General features: G+C 64.7%; 19 protein-coding genes. 13 read left to right on the forward strand and 6 right to left on the reverse strand.

Translation table 11 applies throughout. From position 1 onward, the window contains the following. Positions 1-44 precede the first annotated feature (44 nt). A complete protein-coding gene (locus FZF13_RS06480) occupies positions 45-1,052 on the forward strand; it encodes a glycosyltransferase family 2 protein (RefSeq protein WP_024922583.1) in 1,008 nt (335 codons plus the stop codon). On the opposite strand, the gene FZF13_RS06485 is transcribed toward FZF13_RS06480, so the two are convergent. Together FZF13_RS06485 and FZF13_RS06490 are read right to left on the reverse strand one after the other, a co-directional pair. Beyond that, on the reverse strand, positions 1,043-1,993 hold the full coding sequence (locus FZF13_RS06485) for a polysaccharide pyruvyl transferase family protein (protein WP_024922582.1): 951 nt from the start codon (positions 1,991-1,993) through the stop codon (positions 1,043-1,045). The two genes, FZF13_RS06480 and FZF13_RS06485, sit on opposite strands and share 10 nt — an antisense overlap. An 11-nt stretch (positions 1,994-2,004) precedes the next feature. Then, positions 2,005-2,964, reverse strand: a complete 960-nt coding sequence (locus FZF13_RS06490; protein ID WP_024922581.1) for a glycosyltransferase family 2 protein — start codon at positions 2,962-2,964, stop codon at positions 2,005-2,007. Positions 2,965-3,089: 125 nt separating this feature from the next. Here FZF13_RS06490 and FZF13_RS06495 point away from each other — a divergent pair, with 125 nt between their 5' ends. The 10 genes from FZF13_RS06495 (at position 3,090) to FZF13_RS06540 (ending at position 14,639) form a co-directional block, all read left to right on the forward strand. Next, on the forward strand, positions 3,090-4,583 hold the full coding sequence (locus FZF13_RS06495) for a lipopolysaccharide biosynthesis protein (protein ID WP_024922580.1): 1,494 nt from the start codon (positions 3,090-3,092) through the stop codon (positions 4,581-4,583). 47 nt (positions 4,584-4,630) lie between these two features. After that, positions 4,631-5,617: a UDP-glucose 4-epimerase GalE gene (galE, locus tag FZF13_RS06500; RefSeq protein ID WP_081766819.1), complete on the forward strand. Its 987-nt coding sequence runs from the start codon at positions 4,631-4,633 to the stop codon at positions 5,615-5,617. 32 nt (positions 5,618-5,649) lie between these two features. Continuing rightward, positions 5,650-6,048, forward strand: a complete 399-nt coding sequence (locus FZF13_RS06505; protein WP_024922578.1) for a hypothetical protein — start codon at positions 5,650-5,652, stop codon at positions 6,046-6,048. A gap of 157 nt (positions 6,049-6,205) precedes the next feature. Continuing rightward, positions 6,206-7,054 (forward strand): endo-1,3-1,4-beta-glycanase ExoK, encoded by an 849-nt coding sequence (gene exoK / locus FZF13_RS06510; protein ID WP_081766818.1) that lies wholly within the window; start codon positions 6,206-6,208, stop codon positions 7,052-7,054. Between the two features lie 57 nt (positions 7,055-7,111). Continuing rightward, the gene (locus FZF13_RS06515) at positions 7,112-8,287 is read left to right on the forward strand and encodes a glycosyltransferase family protein (RefSeq protein WP_024922576.1); all 1,176 of its coding nucleotides are present in this window, start codon (positions 7,112-7,114) and stop codon (positions 8,285-8,287) included. 77 nt (positions 8,288-8,364) lie between these two features. Next, positions 8,365-9,333 carry a glycosyltransferase family 2 protein gene (locus FZF13_RS06520; RefSeq protein WP_036253770.1) on the forward strand — a complete coding sequence of 323 codons (969 nt, stop codon included), beginning with the start codon at positions 8,365-8,367 and terminating at the stop codon, positions 9,331-9,333. Beyond that, complete coding sequence (locus FZF13_RS06525) at positions 9,330-10,289, forward strand: glycosyltransferase family 2 protein (RefSeq protein WP_036253693.1); 960 nt, start codon at positions 9,330-9,332, stop codon at positions 10,287-10,289. The genes FZF13_RS06520 and FZF13_RS06525 overlap by 4 nt, the downstream gene beginning before the upstream one ends. Then, complete coding sequence (locus tag FZF13_RS06530) at positions 10,279-11,241, forward strand: glycosyltransferase family 2 protein (RefSeq protein WP_024922573.1); 963 nt, start codon at positions 10,279-10,281, stop codon at positions 11,239-11,241. The genes FZF13_RS06525 and FZF13_RS06530 overlap by 11 nt, the downstream gene beginning before the upstream one ends. Before the next feature lie 52 nt (positions 11,242-11,293). Further along, positions 11,294-12,190, forward strand: a complete 897-nt coding sequence (locus FZF13_RS06535; RefSeq protein WP_024922572.1) for a UTP--glucose-1-phosphate uridylyltransferase — start codon at positions 11,294-11,296, stop codon at positions 12,188-12,190. A gap of 127 nt (positions 12,191-12,317) precedes the next feature. Continuing rightward, positions 12,318-14,639 (forward strand): polysaccharide biosynthesis tyrosine autokinase, encoded by a 2,322-nt coding sequence (locus FZF13_RS06540; protein WP_275041527.1) that lies wholly within the window; start codon positions 12,318-12,320, stop codon positions 14,637-14,639. Positions 14,640-14,667: 28 nt separating this feature from the next. On the opposite strand, the gene FZF13_RS06545 is transcribed toward FZF13_RS06540, so the two are convergent. Continuing rightward, positions 14,668-15,459 carry a metallophosphoesterase family protein gene (locus FZF13_RS06545; protein ID WP_024922570.1) on the reverse strand — a complete coding sequence of 264 codons (792 nt, stop codon included), beginning with the start codon at positions 15,457-15,459 and terminating at the stop codon, positions 14,668-14,670. 341 nt (positions 15,460-15,800) lie between these two features. On the opposite strand from FZF13_RS06545, the gene FZF13_RS06550 reads away from it, so the two are divergent. Further along, on the forward strand, positions 15,801-16,907 hold the full coding sequence (locus FZF13_RS06550) for an acyltransferase family protein (RefSeq protein WP_244431157.1): 1,107 nt from the start codon (positions 15,801-15,803) through the stop codon (positions 16,905-16,907). Positions 16,908-17,239: 332 nt separating this feature from the next. Next, positions 17,240-18,601: a tyrosine-type recombinase/integrase gene (locus FZF13_RS06555; RefSeq protein ID WP_024922568.1), complete on the forward strand. Its 1,362-nt coding sequence runs from the start codon at positions 17,240-17,242 to the stop codon at positions 18,599-18,601. A gap of 26 nt (positions 18,602-18,627) precedes the next feature. On the opposite strand, the gene FZF13_RS06560 is transcribed toward FZF13_RS06555, so the two are convergent. From FZF13_RS06560 to FZF13_RS06570, 3 genes are read right to left on the reverse strand one after another with little or no spacing between them, the layout of a single operon-like run. Continuing rightward, the gene (locus tag FZF13_RS06560; protein WP_024922567.1) at positions 18,628-19,767 is read right to left on the reverse strand and encodes a DUF3800 domain-containing protein; all 1,140 of its coding nucleotides are present in this window, start codon (positions 19,765-19,767) and stop codon (positions 18,628-18,630) included. Further along, a complete protein-coding gene (locus FZF13_RS29580) occupies positions 19,764-19,880 on the reverse strand; it encodes an SEC-C metal-binding domain-containing protein (protein WP_161773054.1) in 117 nt (38 codons plus the stop codon). The genes FZF13_RS06560 and FZF13_RS29580 overlap by 4 nt, the downstream gene beginning before the upstream one ends. Next, positions 19,877-20,497, reverse strand: a complete 621-nt coding sequence (locus tag FZF13_RS06570; RefSeq protein WP_244431158.1) for a competence protein CoiA — start codon at positions 20,495-20,497, stop codon at positions 19,877-19,879. The genes FZF13_RS29580 and FZF13_RS06570 overlap by 4 nt, the downstream gene beginning before the upstream one ends. Between the last annotated feature and the right edge of the window lie 11 nt (positions 20,498-20,508).

Genomic DNA, 20,508 nt, shown 5'->3' on the forward strand with positions numbered 1-20,508 from the left:
GGGATAAACAGGCCGAAAGCGAGCGGCCCAGCTGGAGTGTGGCGATGGCTTCCACGACCACCGTCTGCGTTATCATCGCGGCCAAGAATGCCGAGAGAACCATCGGCCGCGCGATCGCCTCGGCGCTGCGCGAAACGGCGGTTTCCGAAGTCGTCGTGGTCGATGACGGTTCCGACGATTCTACACCGCAGGCGAGCATCGAGGCCGATGACGCCAGCGGCCGCCTCCAGATCCTGAAGCTCGATCGCAATCACGGGCCGGCCTTCGCCCGCAACCGGGCGATCGCGCAGTCCAGCGCGCCGCTGATCGCCATTCTGGATGCGGACGATTTCTTTCTCCCTGGCCGATTCGACAGCCTGCTTGCCGGCGCCGACGACTGGGATTTCATCGCCGACAACATCGTCTTCATCGACAGCCGCAACGTGCCAGGAACTGCACCGCAGGTGCCGCATTTCGAGCCGGCGCCACGCTTCCTCAACATCAAGGGTTTCATCGACGGCAACATCTCCCGGCGCGGCGCCTCGCGCGGCGAGATCGGCTTCCTGAAACCGGTGATGCGGCGCGCCTTTCTCGACGCGCACGGCCTGCGCTACGACGAGAAGCTGCGCCTCGGCGAAGACTACGAACTCTATGCGCGCGCTCTGCTCAAGGGTGCCCGCTACAAGGTCGTCCATGGCTGCGGCTACGGCGCGGTCGTGCGCCCCGATTCGCTCAGCGGCAAGCACCGCACCGAGGATCTGAAACGTCTCTACGAGGCCGACCGCGCCATGCTCTCGGGCGCATTGTTGCAGGATACCCGGACGGCGCTGCAGAACCACGAGCGGCACATTCGCGCCCGCTACGAGCTGCGGCATTTCCTCGACATCAAGGCCGCGCGCGGACTGGCGGCGGCCGGCGCCCATGCGCTCGGCCATCCGGGCGCGCTACCGGCAATCGTCAGGGGCGTGCTCGGCGACAAGCTCGAGGCGTTCGGCGCGCGCGGGAAAGCCGCCGGCAACGAACCGGCGGCACCGCGCTATCTGCTTCCCGCACGCGCCGACGTTCAGAGATAGTCGCGCCGCACCCCGGCCAGAACCTCGCGAAAACGGTCCTTTTTCTCCGCCAGCATTGCCGCATCGCTGAGCTGCGGTTTTGCCCGGCGCGCTTGCCATAATGCCAGTGTCGAGGGGGCGGCCAGCACCTGCTTGGCCATGGCGCGTAGCGATGACGGGGCGGGGTCGTCGCGCGTCAGCACCAGCGTTTCATGCGCGTCGTGGCGGCCTGTCTCGTCCGCCTTCGTCGCGGGCGCCTCGAAATTGACGCCCCAGAAGCGCGCGCCCTTGGTCACCGCCTCGGCGCGCGAGGAGATCGGCACATGCCGCGGCTTGTACTCGACCCCAAGCGAATTCGCCCAGTCGCGCCATTTGAAGGAGTTGATGGAGCGCGAAGTGGTGACGGCCACCCAGGGCACCCGGAAGGCATCGGCCAGGATCGCGGCATGCATGGATTCGGCCACCACCAGCTCGGCCTGGGCAATCGCCTTGATGACCGCCTTGGCCTCGCCGCAGGGATCTACATAGCCCAGCCCGGCGGCCTGGCAGACCATCGGCCAGATGCCGCCGATGGTCGATTCCCAATGCGGCACGAAGATCGCGCCGCCGGTTCTCGGCAGGTTCCGGAATTCCGGCATCTCGGCCACCATCACCGCGGGGTCGATGATGCCGAGCGCGGCGTCGAGCCCAAGCTTGTCGGCCGTCAGCGGCCCGCGCACCGCACGCACGTCCCACTCCTTGGCGTCGGAGAGATCGGGCTGCTTGCCATAGCCGAAGCCGCTGCCGACAACGAGTTTCTTGATCCCCGCCGGCAACAGCGCCTGGTTGAGCACGGTGCCGACACCGACCAGGAGTACCTCCGGGTGAACCTCGCGGAACCCCGGCAGCAGGAAATCCCAGAGCCACAGGTTGAGGTCGTCGCCGAAATTGCCGTGCGCGGATTCCCAATAGAAAGGCTGCATGTGGCGCGTCCTTATTTCGACATCTTGGAAACGGCGAGACCGACGGCGCTGCGCAGCAGCTTCGGATCGCGCCAGGCCCATTGCGCCAATTGCCGGAGCTGCGGCGCCTTGCGCGCCCGCACCAGCCTCGCCTGCCCCCACAGCGCCTGATTTCGCGCCGTCTGCTTGTAGGCCTCGATGGAGGCCTTTTCGTCGGGACGATGCGGGAACCGGCTCTGCAGCCGGTCCAGCGCCACCCAGGTGTTGAACTGCTGCTTCAGGAACAGCGGCGAATCGCTGCCCATGCCGTGGAAGATGTTGATGCCCTCGCCGCGCACCGCGCCGATGCCCTCGGAGAGGACGACGCGGCGGGCGTTGCGCACGCAATCGTAGAAGAACAGCACATCCTCCGCCGCCAGCCGCAGCGACGCGTCGAACCGCATTTGGCGAAACAGCGCCGGTCCGATCACCATGCAGGACAGATGCAGAAAGCTCCAGTTTTTCAACATGGTAGCGGCGAGTTCCGGGATCTCGACGATCGGCGGATTATCCCCCAGCCGCACCACTTCGGTGACGTCGGCGAGATCGGCCACGCCGAAATGATAGTAGAATTCCGCGCCGCCCTTGATCGAGGCCCAGTAACAATCTGCATCAAAAAGTGAGAGCGCGCCCACAGCATTCTTCAGATGGTTGGGTGCCCACTCATCGTCGGAATCGAGGAAGGCCGCATAGGCGCTGTCGGCCCCGATATGGTCGAGCCCCATGTTGCGCGCGCCGCCCGGCCCGGCATTCGGTTGTTTTATAACGGCAATCCGCGCCCGTTCGGCGAGCGAGAACATTTGCAGATCGTCTTCCGCCGGCGACGGAGACGCGTCGTCGACGACGATCACGTCGAAATCGGAATGCGTTTGCGCGAACACGGATGTGAGCGCGCGAGCGAGAATTCCGGGCTCTCGCTGGTAGTAGGGAATGATAACCGTGCACTTCGTCATTTTTTTGCGCCTTCGGGAGTTTAGGGGGACCACTTCGCAGGGTCCCGATGAATTCCGGTCGGTGCCCCCCGTCCAAGGGCTCGCTGACGACATGGCCCGCTCGTCCCAACAAACGGTGCCTGCCCATGCCAACTGCAGTTAACCTGAAAAGCGTGACAAACAATGTCGGCTGGAGCGTGCTTTCCAAAACCAGCACATTCGGGCTGAAATTTGTCACCGTCCCGATCCTGGCGCGCATCCTGTCGCCGCAGGAGTTCGGTGTGGTGGCGGTGGCGCAGACCGTGGTCATGTTCCTGACCATGATCGGCTCGGCCGGACTGTCGGCTTCGCTCATCCTGGAGGCGGAGGAAGACGACGAAACGGTGCATTCGGTGTTCTGGGTCAATCTGGCCGTCGCTATCGCCATGGCGGCCTGCATCTATCTATGGGCCGATTCCTTTGCCGGCTTCCTTGGTGCGGCGGATGCCGGTTACCTGCTCAAGATCATGGCCTTCCTCATTCCGCTGCAGCTCGCCGGCGATGTCGCCTATTCGCTCTTGGCGCGCCGGCTGGCCTTCCAGAAGGATGCCGCATGGAGCGTGGTTTCCGAATCAATCGGCGCGCTGACCGCCGTCGGCATGGCGCTGGCCGGCTTCGGCGTCTGGTCTCTGATCGGCCAATTGTTCGTCTCGGCCATCGTGCGGCTTGGCGGGCTCTTCTACGCTAGCGGCTACCGGCCGCGTTTTGTCTTGTCGATGGCGAAGGTGGGTGCGCTGACCAAATACAGCCTCGGCATCATGGGCTCGGAAATCTTCAACTTCATCACCTTCCAGTCGCCGCTGGTGGTGGTCTCGCGCCATCTCGGCCTCGCCGACGCCGGCGCCTATTCGGCCGCGAACCGCTTCTCCAGCATTCCCAACCAGGTGCTTTTGGCCGGCCTGATGGGCGTGCTGTTTCCCGTCTTCAGCCATATGAGCAACGACACGCGCCGCCGCTCCGACGCGCTGATGCTGAGCACGCAGGTCTCGACCGTGGTGCTGGCGCCGATGATGTTCGGCATATGGGCGATCGCGGAGCCCGGCATGCTGCTGATCTTCGGCCAGCAATGGGCCTATGCCTGGCCGGTCCTCGGCCTTCTCGCCGTCTCCAAGGGCATCATGTCGCCCTGCAGCACCTACATTCCCTTCCTCAAGGGAGCCGGCCGTTCCGGCGTGCTGTGGTGGGTGGCGGTGCTGCGCGCCGGCCTCGTCTACGGCCTGGTCAGCTATGGCGTCATGACCGGCGGTCTGGTCGCGGCCATGGTCTGGCTCTGCGTCGCCAACGCCATCACGCTGGTGTTCTATTCCTGGGCTGTGTTCCGCACCAACGGCACCGCCTTCCTGTCGGGGCTCTATGTCACGACACGGCCGATGATCGCCGCGATCATCATGGCGGTGGCCGTGCGCTTCCTCATCGACCACATCAAGACCGGCCTGCCAGGCGGTGCCTCGGCGAATGCCATCTGGCAAGTCCTGGTCGGAGCTGCGGCCGGTGCGGCCATCTATGGCGTGCTCCTGCTGCTCACCGAACGCGACCTGCTGAGGAAGCTGGTCGAGCTGATCCGCCAGCGCAAGGCGCAACCCGCGGGCGCCGGAAGCTAGCTCAAACCGATACCCACCCTTCGTCATCACCGAAAGGATTGATCCCAGTGACCAATGTTCTTGTCGTCGGCGGCGCCGGATATATCGGTTCCCACACCTGCCTCAATCTGGCCGAACGCGGGTTCACCCCGGTTGTCTACGACAATCTGAGCAACGGCCACGCCGAATTCGTCAAATGGGGACCGCTGGAGCACGGCGATATCCGCGACCGGCAACGCCTGGCCGCGGTCATCGAGACCTACCGGCCGCAAGCCATCGTGCATTTCGCGGCGCTGATCGAGGTCGGCGAATCGGTGAAGGCGCCGGCGGCGTTTTTCGACAACAACGTGGCCGGCACACTCTCGCTGCTGCTCGCCGCGCAGCAGGCCGGCATCGACAAGCTGGTCTTCTCCTCGACCTGCGCCACCTATGGCCTGCCGGTCGACGTGCCGATGCGCGAGACGCATCCGCAAAACCCGATCAACCCCTATGGCCGCTCCAAGCTGATCGTCGAGCAGATGCTGGCCGATCTCGACCGTCATCAGGGCTTCCGTTCCGTGGTGCTGCGCTATTTCAACGCCGCCGGGGCCGATCCCGAAGGGCGCATCGGCGAGCGCCACTCGCCCGAAACCCATGCCGTGCCGCTTGCCATCGAGGCCGCACTCGGCCGTCGCGCCGGCTTCAGCGTGTTCGGCACCGACTACGACACGCGCGACGGCACCTGCGTGCGCGATTTCATTCATGTCTGCGACCTTGCCGATGCCCATGGCCGCGCCGTCGAGCATTTGCTGAAGGGTGGCGACAGCGTCGCCCTCAATCTCGGCACCGGCACCGGAACCACCGTTCGTGAACTGCTCGCAGCGGTGGCGCATCAGTCAGGAAAGCCGTTCCCGGTTCGCTACGAAGGCCGCCGCGCCGGCGATGCGCCCGTTCTGGTTGCCGATAATGCGCAAGCCAGGGATGTGCTAGGATGGAGCCCCAGGCACGATCTCGAATCAATCGTGGCAAGTGCTTGGAACTGGCATGCCGGCGCCGACCGAGCGGCGGCCGAATAGATATCGCTATAAGGCAGGAGAAGGGATCCGCCATGGCTTTGTTCAGATTCCGTGCCCGTAACCCGTTCCGCGTAAGAAGCGTTCACCGCGACGGCGAGACCGACGCCGCGCGGCTGGCGCGCCTGCTTGCCCTGCTCGACGACCTGGGTCGCGAGATCGCGCGCGAACGCAACGGCTTGCGCGATCGCCACGAAAGCGTGGCGGCGCGGGCGGCCTTCTCGCAGCAGGCGCTGGAGGACGATCAGGCCGCTGGCATGTCGCCGGTGATCGATGATCTGACCACGGCGATGATGCGCTACACGGCGCGCATCGCCACACTCGAGCAGCAGATCGATTTCGTTACCGGACTGCGCGACCGGGCCACGGCGTTTCCCCATGAAAATGAACAGGTCGCGCCAAACGACGTCGTCCCAAGCCGACGGCTGGCTTAACCGGCGATCATAAAAAGTTACCGGACGCCCACCGGGAATGTGCCCACGCGTCACATTCTGATCCGCTAATCCATCATATGTGCATTGCAACATTCGCCCGAAATTGACGCGGGTCCGCCACCGGAAGGGGCGGTCCAAAACGAAAGTAGCAAGCGGTATGGCTGTGATTTTGAGGACACCGGCGCGAGCCGGTCTGGTGTGGTTTTTGACTGCGGGAACCGCGCTGACGGCAATGGCTGCGGGCATCGTTTCGGCGCAGGCCCAGGAACAGCAGAAGCCCGAACAGCAGAAGCCGGGCAAATCCTTCGTCGAGACCTTCGACACGCTCGACAAGAAACTCTGGTACGTTTCCGACGGCTGGTCGAATGGCGACCATCAGAACTGCACCTGGTCGGCCAAGCAGGTCAGCGTCTCCGGCGGCACGCTGAAGCTCGGCTTCGCGGCCGGCGAGAGCAAGGGCCGCAAATATGTCTGCGGCGAAGTGCAGACAAACCAGCGCTTCGGCTACGGCGCCTTCGAAGTGCGCATGAAGGCGGTGGCGGGCTCTGGCCTCAACACCGGCTTCTTCAGCTATATCGGCCCAGTCCACAAACAGCCGCATGACGAGATCGATTTCGAGGTGCTCGGCAAGGACCCCTCCAAGGTGCAGGTCAACCAGTATGTCAACGCCAAGAGCGTCGGCTCGGCCAAGCTGGTCGAGGTGCCCGGCGGCGCCGACAAGGGCTTCCACAACTATGCCTTCGTCTGGGAGAAGGACCGCATTCGCTGGTATGTAGACGGCAAACTTGTCGACGAAGCGACCGATCCCGCCAAGCTGCCCAGCCACCCGGCCAAGATCTATCTGAGTATCTGGGGTTCGGACACGCTGAAATCCTGGATGGGTCCGTTCGTCGATCCGGGCAAGCCGATCGCCGCCGAGGTCGACCGCGTCGCCTTCACCGCGCCGGGCGATGCCTGCCAGTTCCCCGATTCCATCGTCTGCAAGCTGAACAAGGGCACGCAATGAGCATTGCCGCTTACACGCGCCCCAAAGCGCACCGACAATCGCGCTGACGGCATGAGCATGCTGAACATCCTCTACCTGGTCCATGATCTTTGCGACCCGGCGGTGCGCCGCCGCGTGACGATGCTGCGGGCCGGCGGCGCCTCGGTGACGCTGGCCGGTTTCCGGCGCACCGAGACCGTGCCGGATTTCGACGGCCTGTCGCCGATCGACCTTGGCCCGACCAGTGACCGTGCCTTCGCGCAGCGCCTGGCGGCGATCGCCAGGGCAGCCCTTTCGCTCGGCGCCAAGCTTGCGACCATCGAAAAGCCGGACATCATCATCGGCCGCAATCTCGAGATGCTGGCGCTGGCCAACCGGGCCAAGGCGCTGTTCGGCGGCTCCGCCCCTGTCGTCTATGAGTGCCTGGACATCCACCGCCTGCTTTTGAGCGACGGCGCCGTCGGCCGCGCCATGCGCGGCGCCGAGCGCCTGTTCGGACGCGAGACCGCGCTGCTCCTGACCAGCTCGCCGGCCTTCGTTCGCGACTATTTCGAGGCGTATGGCCAGATCAGGGCTCCGGCCGTGCTCTTACAGAACAAGATCCTCGACCTCAGCGGCAAACCACCCGGCCAGGCGAAACTGCCGCGGCCCCCAACGGCCAACGAGCCCTGGAAAATCGGCTGGTTCGGGGCGCTGCGCTGCCGCAAATCGCTGGAGCTGCTCGCCGCCTTCACCCGCCAGATGCAGGGACGGTTCGAGGTCGTGTTGCGCGGTCGCCCGGCGCATGTCGAATTCGAGGATTTCGACGGTTTCGTCCGCGCCGAACCTTACCTCTCCTTCCACGGCGCCTATCGCAATCCGGACGAGCTCGCCGCCATCTATGGCGAGGTGCATTTTTCCTGGGCGATCGATTTCTTCGAGGAAGGCCTGAATTCGAGCTGGCTCCTGCCCAACCGGCTCTACGAAGGCTGCCGCTTCGGCGCCGTGCCGATTGCGATGAAAGGAACGGAGACCGCCCGCTTCCTCGCCGACCGCCATATCGGCCTGCTGCTCTCGGAAGCGTCGGTCGACAATCTTGTCGCGCTTGTGGGCGGCATCGACACCGACGGCTATATCGTGCGCCGCCGCAAGATCACCGTTCAGGATCTCGGCACCTGGATTTGCGACGCGGCCGACTGCCGCGCGCTGGTCGAGCGGCTTGGCCGCCTTGCCGGCATCGCGCGCCAGGACGTGCCGCTGGAGGTGGCGGCATGACGGCACTGGCAATCGAGATACCAACTGTTGACGCGGTGGAGCTTCCGCAGACGACATCGCGGCCGGTCGAACGCTGCATGGTGGTGATCCCCTGCCTCAACGAGGCCAAGCATATCGGCGCACTGCTCGGCGAACTCGCGGATCCGGCCGAGCGGCTTGGCCTTCGCATCGTCGTCGCCGACGGCGGCAGCACCGACGGCACGCGCGATATCGTGCGCGATATCGCCGCCCGAAATCCGTGCGTCGTTTTGCTCGACAATCCGCGCCGCCTGCAAAGCGCGGCCGTCAACCTGGCCGTGGCCGTTTTCGGCGACAACGTCGACGGCTTCATTCGCATCGACGCCCATGGCGGCTATCCGGCCGACTATTGCGAACGGCTGATCGAGGAGGCCTCGGTCACTGGCGCCGATTCCGTCGTCGTCTCGATGGCGACGAAAGGTTTCGGCCTGTTCCAGAAGGCGACAGCGGCGGCGCAGAATTCCAAGCTCGGCAATGGCGGTTCGCCGCATCGCGAAGGCGCGCCGGGCCATTGGACCGACCATGGCCATCACGCCTTCATGCGCATCGACGCCTTCCGCGCCGTCGGCGGCTATGACGAGAGCTTCAGCCACAATGAGGACGCCGAACTCGACTTCCGGCTTCGCGCTGCCGGCCATCGCATCTGGATGACCGACAAGACCTTCATGACCTATTATCCGCGCGCGACGGCGACCGCGCTGTTTCGCCAATATCTTGGCTACGGGCGCGGCCGGGCCCGCAACATCCTCAAGCACGGCACCTGGCCGCGGCTGAGACAAGCCATCCCGCTGCTGGTCTTCCCGGTGGTGGTGGGCACGTCGCTCGCCTTCCTCAGCCTGTCGGCGCTGGTTCCGGCCGGCCTGTGGATCGCTGCATGTCTCGGCTACGGCATCTGGATGGCGGTCGGCCAGCGCAATCCATACGGACCGCTCGCCGCCGTCTCAGCGATGATCATGCACCTCGGCTGGTCGATGGGATTCTGGCTGCAGCTCTTCGGATCGTGGAAACGGAGGGCGGCCGCGTCATGAGCCTGTCCGTCCCCACTGCCGCCTCCGCGAAAACCCTGGTCGATCTGTGCGTGTGCACCTATCGCCGGCCCTACCTCGAAGAGACGCTGCGCTCGCTGGCGATGCTCGACATGCCGGCCGGCGTTGCTGCCCGCATCGTCGTCGCCGACAACGACATCACCGACAGCGCGCGGCAGCTGGTGCAGTTGCTGGCGCCGTCGCTGCCGTTCGAAGTCCAGTACATCCACTGCCCCGCCGCCAACATCTCGCTGGCGCGCAATACCTGCCTCGATGCCGCGCGCGGCGATTTCCTCGCCTTCGTCGACGACGATTCGACCGTGACGCCGCCCTGGCTGACAGCGCTGGTCGCGACCGCCGAGGCCACCGGCGCCGATGCGGTGCTGGGGCCGGTCGAGGCCGTCTATGCCGATGCCGCCCCCGGCTGGATGCGGCGCGGCGATTTCCACTCCACCCGCCCCGTCTGGGTCGATGGGCAGATCCGCACCGGCTACAGCGGCAATGTGCTGCTGCGCCGCGCATCCGCCCATGTTGCCGGCCGGCGCTTCAATCTGGCGCTGGGCAAGACCGGCGGCGAGGACACCGAATATTTCTCGCAGCTGCACGAGGCCGGCGGCCGCATCGCCTACGCGGCCGAGGCGGTTGTGCTGGAGCCGGTGATGCCAGAACGGGCGCGGCTGCAATGGCTGGCCAAGCGGCGTTTCCGCTCGGGCCAGACCCACGGCCGGCTGCTGGCGGCGCAACATCGGGGCCGGGCGCTGAAGCAGGTCGGCATGGCGGCCGCCAAAGCCGCCTACTGTTTCGCCAGCGCCGCCGCTTTGCTTGCCGTGCCGCATCGCCGCAACCGCGAGGCCCTACGTGGCCTGATGCATGTCGGTGCCATCAGCGGCCTGCTCGGCGTCCGCGAAATCCGCCTTTATGGCGACAGCCAGGCGGGAGGGCGGCCCCATGCAGCCTGACGTCTCCTTCGTCATCGCCGCCTACAATGCGGAAGCTTCGATCGCGCGCGCCATCGACAGCGCGCTGGCACAGCGCGGCGTCTCGACCGAAGTCGTCGTCGTGGACGACCGCTCCAGCGACGGCACAGTGGAACTGGCGCGCGCCTATCCGCCCGAACAGGTGCGGGTGATCGCGCTTGACTGCAATCGCGGCCCGGGCGGTGCCCGCAATGCCGGCCTCGATGCCGCCACCGGCCGCTGGGTCGCCGTGCTCGATTCCGACGACAGCGTGCATCCCGAGCGCCTGCGCCGCATGATCGGCCGCGCCGAGGCGCGGGGCGCCCGGATCGTCGTCGACAATCTCGAAGTGGTACGCGACGGCAGCGCGGCCCGCGAGCCGATGTTCGCGCCGCAGATCCTCGAAGCCCGCCCCGAAATCACGCTGGCCGATTTCATCGCCGCCAACATCATGTTCGAAGGAACGTTCTCGTACGGCTATTTGAAACCCGTCTTCGAACGTGCCTTCCTGGAAAGACACCGCATCCGCTACGACGAGGCGCTGCGCATCGGCGAAGACTACATCCTGTTTGCCTCGGCGCTGGCCCGTGGCGGCCGCTGCGCGGTGGAACCCAGCGTCGGCTATGCCTATCACATTCGCGAAGGGTCGATCTCGCGCGTGCTCGAGCCCGCCCATGTCGAGGCGATGCTGAAGGCGGACGCGGCTTTCCTTGAGAACCATGCGCTCGATGCCGAGGCGCTCGACGCACAGGCGCGACGCACCCGCAGCCTGCGGCGGGCGGCTTCCTTTCTGCAACTGGTCGGCCATCTCAAGGATCGCGCGCCGATGCGTGCCGTCCGTACGGCGCTGCGCGATCCGGCGGCGCTGCGCCATCTGCGCATGCCGATCGAAGCCCGGCTGCGCCGGCTGGTGTCATCCTTGCCGCTCGGCAAGGCAGCAATCGGACCGGGCTGACAAGGAGTTTTTTGAAATCGGCGGGGGCTCGATCTCAAACAGGGATAACGCGATGAAAAAGGTGAGAAAAGCGGTGATACCGGTTGCCGGTCTCGGCACACGGTTTCTGCCAGCCACGAAGGCGATGCCGAAGGAAATGTTGACGGTGGTGGATCGCCCCGTCGTGCAATATGCCGTCGACGAGGCACTGGAGGCTGGCATCGAGCACATCGTCTTCGTCACCGGTCGCAACAAGCATGTGATCGAGGACTATTTCGACATCCAGCCGGAGCTGGTGGAGACGCTGGCCCGTTCGGGCAAGAACGAGCAGCTCGCCTCGCTGACCCGTATGCAGCCGCAGCCGGGAACCGTCTCGTTCACCCGCCAACAGGCGCCGCACGGCCTCGGCCACGCCGTCTGGTGCGCGCGCGACATCGTCGGCGACGAGCCTTTTGCCCTGTTGTTGCCCGACATGGTCTCCTTCGGCGAACGCGGCTGTCTTGCCGGCGTCATCGACCTCTACAACGAGACCGGCGGCAATGTCGTCGCCGTCGAGCAATGCGACCCGCTGGAGACCGGCAGCTACGGCATCGTCGGCAAGGGCGCCAACGTCGGCGACGGCTTCGTCATCACGGAGATGGTCGAGAAGCCGGCACCCGAGGTCGCCCCTTCCAACCATTACATCAACGGCCGCTACGTGCTGCAGCCGGAAGTGTTCGACATTCTGGCCACGCAGGAACGCGGCAAGGGCAACGAGATCCAGCTTACCGACGCCATGGTGCGGCTGTCGGCCAGCCAGAAATTCTACGCATCCCCATTCGAGGGCCGCATGTTCGATTGCGGCTCGAAGGACGGCTTCATCCAGGCCAACGTCGCCTTCGCGCTGGCCCGCGAGGACATGCGCGACCTGGTCTTCGAGCCGATCGAGGAGATGATCGCCTTGCAGGCACGCAGCCGCCGGGCGGCCTGACCCGAAACCGCCCGACACATAATCATCGCGCCACGGCCACGCGCCGTGGCCGGCTTTTTCTTCATCGAGACAGAACACCGGAACAGACATGAACCAGGGAAGTTTTCCGTTGAACAACAGGGTTCCCATGCCCCCGGAAGCTAGGTCCGATTTCATCGACCTCGACGCCTTGCTGGCGGCGGCGCGCCGTCAGGCACGGCTGGCCGGACTGTTCGCGCTGGCCGGCCTGATACTCGGCGTCGCCTATCTGGTGGTGACGCCGCCGCAATACACGGCCTCGACACGCATTTTGCTGGACGACAGCCTGACCCGTTTCGCGCAGGACAAGCAGCCGACGCAGGCCGGTACCCAGGCCGATTCCATGGTGCTGTCGGAGGTGGAAATCCTGAAATCCAGTCGCCTCGCCCGTGCTGTCGTGGTCGCGGAGAAGCTGCAAGCCAATGAAGCCTTCCTCAACCCACCGCGCTCGCCGCTCGGCTGGCTGAAGTCGACTGCAAAGAGCCTTGCCGGCTTCTTCTCCTCGGGCTCGGAGGACGAGCCCGGTTCCGTCGAGAACGCCAAGATCGGCCGTGCCATCGGCCTGTTGCAGGACGGGCTCAACGCCGAACGCGTCGGGCGCAGCCTCGTTATCGACCTGTCGTTTACCGCCAGCGACCCCAAGCTCGCCGGCTCGATCGCGCGCGCCTATGCCAACGCCTATCTGTCGGACCATCTCGACGCCAATTTCGATGCCACCCAGCGCGCCACGGTCTGGCTGCAGGGCCGCCTCGACGAGCTGCGCCAGAATTCCCAGAAGGCGGCGCTGGAGGTGGAACAGTTCCGCACCGCCCATGGGCTGACCGCCGCCAGCGGCCAGCTGATGTCGGACCAGCAGCTCTCCGACCTGAACAAGCAGCTCATCCTGGCGCAGGCCGACACCGCCAACGCCTTCGCCCGCTACAACCAGTTCAAGTCGATCGTCGACAGCGGGTCCGACAACGCCGTCAAGAACGCCACGATCCCGCAGGAGAAAGGCGCCGGCGGCAACAACAGCAGCGTCATCAACGACATGAAGTCGCGCTATCTCAACATCAGCAAGCGCGAGCAGGACATCTCCAGCCGCTTCGGCCAGGACCATCCGCAGGCGGTGGCGCTGCGCCGCGAACAGGCCGACCTGACCAACCAGATCTTCGCCGAGCTGCAGCGCCTGACCGAGAGCTACCGCAACGAATATCAGGTCGCCAAGTCGCGCGAGGATTCGCTGCGCAGCAATGTCGGCGACCTCGCCGGACAGAATTCGCAGACGAGCGAAGCGCAGGTCGAATTGCGCGACCTCGAACAGAAATCGCAGGCGCTGAACACCCTCTACCAATCCTTCCTGTCGCGTTACCAGGAAGCCTCGCAGCAGCGTTCCTTCCCGATCGCCGAGGCGCGCGTCATCTCGCAGGCCGGCAATCCTGTCTCGGCCTCCAGCCCGCGCAAGGCGATGGTGCTCGGCCTGTCGGTGGTGCTCGGCCTGTTCGCCGGCGCGCTGGCCGGTGCCGTGCAGGAATTCCGCGAACGCTTTTTCCGCACCGGCGAGGACGTGCGCGATGTGCTCGATCTCAATTTCCTCGGCTATTTGCCGGCGATCGGCGGGCAATATGCCGACGCGCGCCCGAGAGCCCAGCCGGCGGAGGATGACACGGCCCGGCCGGCCAGCGCCGAGACCGTCACCCCGCGCATCCTGCGGGTCGCCATCAACCAGCCGGCCTCGTCTTTCGCCGAGACGCTGCGCAGCGTCAAACTGGCGTCCGACGTGGTGCTGCACCGCACCGCCGGCAAGGTGATCGGCTTCGTCTCCGTGCTGCCGCGCGAGGGCAAGACCACGGTTGCCGCCAATTTCGCCGGCCTGCTCGCCGCCAATGGTTCGCGTACCTTGCTGATCGATGCCGATCTGCGCAATCCGGGGCTGAGCCGCGGCCTGTCGCTGACGCCCGACAAGGGCCTGGTCGAGGCGCTGGTCGGCGAACAGCGCTGGCAAAGCGCCTGCCTGGTCGACCGCAAGACCAAGCTGGTCATTCTCCCGGCGGTGGTGCGCCGGCGCATGTCGCACACCAGCGAGCTGATTTCCGGCCCGGCCATGGCCAGCCTCATCGAGGAAGCGCGCAAATCCTTCGATTATGTGGTGGTCGACCTGCCGCCGCTTGGACCTGTCGTCGACGCCAAGGCCTTCGCGCCGCTGGCCGACGGTTTCGTGCTGGTTGCCGAATGGGGGGCGACGCCGCGCGTTTTGGTGCGTTCCGCCCTGCAGGCCGACCGCCAGATCGCGGCCAAGACACTCGGCGTGGTGCTGAACCGGACCGATATGAAGAAGCTCGCCCACTACGGCCTGTTCGGCGGCGCCGAGCACTATCTCGACCGCTACGCCTCCTATTATGTCGAGCAGACGGTTGCCGAACCGGACCCGAAACGCATGGAGACGGCCTGAGCCGGGAAGACCGGGAGCCTCGCCGCTCTCAGGCGTCCTGCGGCAGATTGCTGAAATAGCGGCCCTTGTCCTGCCAGATGCGCAGCGCCGTCAGCCGGCCGCTGAAGAAGGCGCCGGTGTCGAGATTGACATGCATGCCGTCGCGCCGGGCTTCCTCGACCGGCGTATGGCCGTGCACGACATAGCGCGTCATCAGGTCGGCCCGCTCGTAAAAGGCCTTGCGGATGGAGACGAGATCCTCGTCGGTCTGTTTGTCCAGCGGCACGCCCGGCCGCAGGCCGGCATGCACGAACAGATAACGCGCCGTTTCCACCAGCACCGGCAGCGTGCGCAGGAACGCCAGGTGCGTCGCCGGGATCGACTTGCGGATGGTGTCGTCGACCTGGCGGTCGTCGCGGCAGATCTCGACCAGCCGCCGATGGTCGATGCCATAGGACAGAAGCGTGCTTTCGCCGCCGATACGCAGCCAGGGGAAGCGCCCGCGCCGCCCTTCGAGATAATCCAGCATGGCGAGTTCGTGGTTGCCGGCCAGGCAGATCCGCTCCAACCCCGCCGGCGGCGGCGCGACCAGGTGATCGATGACCTGTGCCGATGCCGGCCCGCGATCGACATAGTCGCCCAGCATGACGACGACCTTGCGGCCCGGCAGCGTCGCGGCGTCCGCCGCGATCACATCTTCCAGCGCCAGCAATTCGTCGAGGCAGCCATGGATATCGCCGACCGCGTAGACGGCGGTGTCGGCCATGTCGAGGCGCAGGCGCGGCAGCCTTGGCCGCGCAAAACCGGCCTTCAGGCCGAGAAACCGCGCGACGGCCTTCATCGCGCACCGTGTTTCAAACGAACCCGAACGCATGCGGCGACCGGATGCCCGGCGCCATCAGCCGTCGTCCTGTTATGCCGGGTAGCATTTTGTGAACCCGCCGGGTGCATCGAATCCCCTAGGTTTGTCGCCGGACCTCGTCCGTCGCCCTAGACACCACTTCGCGTCTCCGTGCTCCGCCTCCTGAGAGACCGCGTCACGAGCCGCTCCGCATGCCGGGGCGGCCAGATTCGAGGAGACGAATCCTGAAAACCGCTGTTTCCCACGCCCCGGCCGTTCCACCCATTCCGCCGTTAGTGTCCGACCGTGTCAGAATTGCGCGCGTGCTGTGCATCTTCTTCATGATGTTCGTTCACGTGCAGCCCGGCATCGCCGAGAATGTGCATGATCGCGACCCCGGCTTCTTCGACCTCGTCTATTTCACCCTGTCGCGCCTTGTCGGGCTGAGCTCGGTTTCGCTGCTCAGCATCGTCTCGGGCTATTTCATCGTCGCCAGCCTGATGAAGGCCGGCACGCTGTCGCTGGCGAAGTCCAAATTCAAGACGCTCATCGTCCCGCTCGTCGCCTGGAACATGGCGATGCTGGTGCTGCTGACCGCCTATGGGCTGATATCGGGCAAATGGCAGGACATGCCCGACAACACGTTGCTCGGCTGGTCAAACGCCTTTTTCGCCGTCACCGGATGGCCGCTGGACGTGCCGCTGTGGTTCCTGCGCGACCTCTTCATCTGCAGCCTGTTGTCGCCGCTTCTGCTGTTCGGGCTGCGGCGCTTCGCGCTGCCCACCATCGCGCTTTTGGTCGTCTACACGCTGTTCGGCGAGGATCTTTATCTGCTGCAGCGCCCGCAGCTGATGCTGTTTTTCGGCCTCGGCATGTGGCTGCGCATCGCCGGGACGAGCGCTCAGTTCCTCGACCGGCTGGCGCTGGCGCTGACCGCCGGGCTCGTGGTGATGGTCGCTGTCTTCATCACCATCCGGGTCGAACGCATCCTGCTTGCCGAAATGGACGCCGTGCTCAGGCTGACCCTCGACACCTCGCTGCGCATCACCATGGCCGGCGGCTTCTGGGCGCTCACCGGCCTGATCCGGCACGCGGGGCTGGCGCCAGCCTTCAGCCGGCTCGAACCCTGTGCCTTCCTCCTGTTCTGCAGCCACGCCATCCTCTTCAACTTCGCCGGTATCGTCTTCAGGCGCTTCTTCGGCAATTACGGCTCGGACCTCTTCCCGATCACCTTCTTCACGCTGCCCGCGCTGGCGATGGTCTCGGCCGTCATCGGCCTCCAGCTCATCCGCCGATCCTCACTGCTGCTCTTCCTGTTCAACGCCGGCCACGGCGTGCCACCGCTGCGCGAGGCGCCGCCGCTACGAAACGGCTGCGCTACCGAGGAAAGGAAAAAGCCCGGCCAACTAGGCGCGCGGCCGCTGCCGTCTGAAAGCGGGGGAGGTTAGAGCGCGACTGGTGGAGAATGAAGATCGGCTCTGGAAATATGCAGTTTAGTGCGACCCAACTCTTTCTAGAAAGGGCATGTGCCATCTAACTTATTGAAATCATTGGCGCACCCGACAGGATTCGAACCTGTGACCTCTGCCTTCGGAGCAATTTAGCCTGCCTATCCTAAATGCACGATAGGGCACGCTACAATGCGATATGTTACTGAAGTCGCTAGACAATTCGGATTTCCGCGCCGAACTGTCTATCCAGAAATTCGCTCCGATATCCATCCGGTTGCTTCCGTGGTGCTTCCGCGGAAGCAACCCCGCACTAGCGAGGGGAACGCCTCATGGCAAAGCTGACCAAGCGGATCGTGGATGCTGCCGATGTCCGCGAGAAGGACTATTTCATCTGGGACGACGAACTGCCCGGCTTCGGCCTCCGCGTGTTCGCTTCCGGCAAACGCAGCTACCTCATTCAATATCGCGCTGCTGGACGCACGCGACGCTACACCATCGGCCTGCATGGCGTGTGGACGCCAGAGACAGCCCGGCAAGAAGCGAAGGTCCAACTGGGTCGCGTCGCGCGCGGAGACAACCCTTCCGAGGAACGTCAGCTCGATCACAAGGCCATCACGGTCAAGGAGCTTTGCGCTCTCTATACCGCCGACCTGAACGCTGGCCTCATCCTGGGTAAGGGCGGGAGATCGAAAAAGCCGACCACCATCGTCACCGACACTGGCCGTATCGAGCGACACATCATCCCGCTGATCGGCGCACGCCGCGTCAAGGATCTCACCAAGGCCGACATCAACAAAGTCTTGAAGGACATCATGGCCGGCAAGACGCGCGTCGCCGTCAAGACGAAGAAGCTGCGAGGAAAGGCCATTGTTCGTGGTGGCGCGGGCACGGCCACGCGCACCGTCGGCCTATTGGGCGGAATCCTCACCTACGCTGTCGATGCTGGGATCATCGAGGTCAATCCGGCGCACGGCATCAAGAAGCCCAAGGACAATGTTCGGAATCGTCGGCTGACCGAGGCGGAGTATCGCACCCTCGGGCAAATGCTTCGCGATGCCGCGGCGAACGAAAAATACGCCATGACCGTGGACATCATCCGGCAGATCGCGCTCACCGGCTGCCGCCGCTCGGAAATGATCTCGCTAATGTGGATCGAGGCTGACACCGACGCGAGTTGCATGCGCCTGGTGGACAGCAAGGAAGGTGAGTCCATTCGTCCAATCGGATTGCCCGTCGTCGAGTATCTGGAGGAACGGCGCAAGACCGCAGCGGGCACCTATGTCTTCCCAGGTCAGGGCGAGGACAATGCGTTCGGCAGCTTCCCGAACCATTGGGAACAGATTTTCAACGACAGCCCGCTCGCCGGCGTCACGCCGCACGTCCTGCGTCACAGCTTTGCCAGCATCGCCAACGATCTCGGTTTCACCGAGGTGACGATCGCGGCGCTCGTCGGCCATTCCAAGGGCTCGGTGACGAGCAAATACATTCACACGCTCGACACTGCGCTCATCATGGCGGCCGACACGATCTCGGGCTACATCAACGGGCTGCTTGAGGGCATCGAATTCAAGCAGACGGCCTACGCGCTGGATCGCGATTCCCGGCGCGCTGCACTCGATCTCTTCCTGAGCAAAGCGGTGGGAGAGCCGGCGAACGAAGCGGAGGACGAGGAGCGTCGTCTGGCTGCCTGAGATCTCTGTGCGGAGCGCCATTAGGACTAGGAGAACATCCGATCCGCGAAGTCCGCCGGGATATGCGGAACACCCAGCGCTTCGAGCAGGCGGGTGCTCATCACCAGGTTGATGCCAGTCGCTTGCATCGGGTTGCCGGCGTCGATCATCCGGTGGAAGACCTCGCGGAGCGGCTTTTCGATGCGCCCCTTCCGCGCCTTGCCGTCCCGCGCGAAACGCATCGCGCAGCCCGCAAGGATGTCGGCTGCCTGGAGGCAGGGTTCGATCTTCCCTGTCGCAAAGATGAGATCGCCACGCCCTCGCAAACGATAGTCGGCGAACGGAACGATCGGCAGAGCCGCCTCAGCCGCGAGTTGCTCCATGAGCGTCTTGGAGTCCTCGAGTACCTTTGCGTACTGCATCTGCCCGTCGTGAACGAGTTGGGCGCCGTCGAGGCTCGCAGGGCGGGACTGGTTGAGACGAGCGTAGATGTTCGTGAGGCACTGGAGGTTGGGCAGCATCCAAACCTTCTTCCCGGTGGCTGACTCATCAGCGATTGGCAGAAATTCCTCGGCCTTCGCCGACGATTTCCGCACGCGGTCCCGCGCGAACATCGTCAGCATCTGTGCGGTTCGGGCGATCTCGGCGTCGGAGCGATCCAGCCAGTCCCAGAGCAGATCGATGACGGCCGCCACGGATGTCACCGAGAGTGTCTCGCAGGCGTTAATATAGGCCAGCAGCACCGCGTCGGAATCCTCGTCCGAGAGGAACTCGGCGATCATATTGCGGCTCGCCATGTCGACATCATCGAGTCCGTAGGAGCCGCAAAGCAGGTGGTTAACGATGTGGATCGCGACGAAGAACCGCTTGTCCACCAGCTTCACGAAGAGCGGCCATCGATGCCGGCCAAGGAAGGTGATCAGCTCACCCGCGATTGGCGTCAGCTTCTTTCCCAACTTGGTCGATTTCAGCTCGCCTTCACCGCAGGCGTAATGCACACGCAGCCGATCCAGCTCCGCGGCCAACAGCGCAGCATCCGCAGCGCCGACACAGGCCAGCGCGAAGAATGGTTGCCCAGCGAAATCGGGCGCTTTCGCCGAGGCTAGATCGCCGCTATGGCCGCTTTCGTCGAGGAAATAGCGGTCTACAGCAACGCTCGATGATGGGTGTTTGCTGTCGTCGGTCATCGGCCGTGACACTGCTTGAAGTTCCGGTCTGACTGGCACTGACACCGCTGGTTTCGACCGACCTTGGTTCGACTTCGTGGGGGCCGCGCCGCTCGATACGAGTAGTTCGTCAAGCAGCACCATCCTCCCAGCGGACGGCCCGCAAAAACTCATCGCGTGTCAGAGCGCAAAGGGCGAACTCGCCACGCTTCAATGGACTGCCGAGGCGGGCGGCCACGCCAGGACCGGCGAGGTAGAAGATGTATGGACCGGCATGGAAGAAGACGTGGGCAGCAGCGCGCTTCCATTTCTCAATGAACTGCTTGTTCGGTCCCATCCACCGCATGATCGCGAATTCCTTGCCGTCGAGATTGACGACACGCGATTTGAAATCGAGCGACATGCCGAAATAGGTTCCCAGGAACGAGCTTTCGCTATGGATGTGGACCAGCCAGAACATCCGATGCCCGCGGCGATAAAAAGCTTCCCGCGCGTTGCGCTCGTCCTCGCTGATTGAGGAGTGCTGCAGCTCCAGCACCGTCGCCCTGGGGGTGCCGCTACCGACCAGAACATCGGCGCGATGCAATTCTCCGGTCGCCGGATCGCGCAAAGCGATCTCACGGCACGCCATGTCGAAAAGTTCTTTCCAGCCGAGGTGCCAAGGCCCCTCGGGCTCGCTCCAAGGATCGCAGTCACCCGCCTTGTGCCGCCAATGGGGCGTGTTCTCGACAGGCATGACAGCGGTGAGCAAGCCGCCGCAGT

The sequence above is a fragment of the Mesorhizobium terrae genome (genome assembly GCF_008727715.1).
Lineage (GTDB): Bacteria > Pseudomonadota > Alphaproteobacteria > Rhizobiales > Rhizobiaceae > Mesorhizobium > Mesorhizobium terrae.

What these genes read in the sequence shown, in the direction of transcription:
- FZF13_RS06560 (WP_024922567.1), bottom strand. Translation starts at nt 19,767, where the DNA reads ATGACCGACGACAGCAAACACCCATCATCGAGCGTTGCTGTAGACCGC.
- FZF13_RS06520 (WP_036253770.1), top strand. Translation starts at nt 8,365, where the DNA reads ATGGTGGTGATCCCCTGCCTCAACGAGGCCAAGCATATCGGCGCACTG.
- FZF13_RS06485 (WP_024922582.1), bottom strand. Translation starts at nt 1,993, where the DNA reads ATGCAGCCTTTCTATTGGGAATCCGCGCACGGCAATTTCGGCGACGAC.
- FZF13_RS06505 (WP_024922578.1), top strand. Translation starts at nt 5,650, where the DNA reads ATGGCTTTGTTCAGATTCCGTGCCCGTAACCCGTTCCGCGTAAGAAGC.
- FZF13_RS06535 (WP_024922572.1), top strand. Translation starts at nt 11,294, where the DNA reads ATGAAAAAGGTGAGAAAAGCGGTGATACCGGTTGCCGGTCTCGGCACA.
- FZF13_RS06495 (WP_024922580.1), top strand. Translation starts at nt 3,090, where the DNA reads ATGCCAACTGCAGTTAACCTGAAAAGCGTGACAAACAATGTCGGCTGG.
- FZF13_RS06515 (WP_024922576.1), top strand. Translation starts at nt 7,112, where the DNA reads ATGCTGAACATCCTCTACCTGGTCCATGATCTTTGCGACCCGGCGGTG.
- exoK (WP_081766818.1), top strand. Translation starts at nt 6,206, where the DNA reads ATGGCTGTGATTTTGAGGACACCGGCGCGAGCCGGTCTGGTGTGGTTT.
- FZF13_RS06545 (WP_024922570.1), bottom strand. Translation starts at nt 15,459, where the DNA reads ATGAAGGCCGTCGCGCGGTTTCTCGGCCTGAAGGCCGGTTTTGCGCGG.
- FZF13_RS06530 (WP_024922573.1), top strand. Translation starts at nt 10,279, where the DNA reads ATGCAGCCTGACGTCTCCTTCGTCATCGCCGCCTACAATGCGGAAGCT.
- FZF13_RS06540 (WP_275041527.1), top strand. Translation starts at nt 12,318, where the DNA reads ATGCCCCCGGAAGCTAGGTCCGATTTCATCGACCTCGACGCCTTGCTG.
- FZF13_RS06525 (WP_036253693.1), top strand. Translation starts at nt 9,330, where the DNA reads ATGAGCCTGTCCGTCCCCACTGCCGCCTCCGCGAAAACCCTGGTCGAT.
- FZF13_RS06555 (WP_024922568.1), top strand. Translation starts at nt 17,240, where the DNA reads ATGGCAAAGCTGACCAAGCGGATCGTGGATGCTGCCGATGTCCGCGAG.
- FZF13_RS06490 (WP_024922581.1), bottom strand. Translation starts at nt 2,964, where the DNA reads ATGACGAAGTGCACGGTTATCATTCCCTACTACCAGCGAGAGCCCGGA.
- FZF13_RS06550 (WP_244431157.1), top strand. Translation starts at nt 15,801, where the DNA reads ATGATGTTCGTTCACGTGCAGCCCGGCATCGCCGAGAATGTGCATGAT.
- FZF13_RS06480 (WP_024922583.1), top strand. Translation starts at nt 45, where the DNA reads ATGGCTTCCACGACCACCGTCTGCGTTATCATCGCGGCCAAGAATGCC.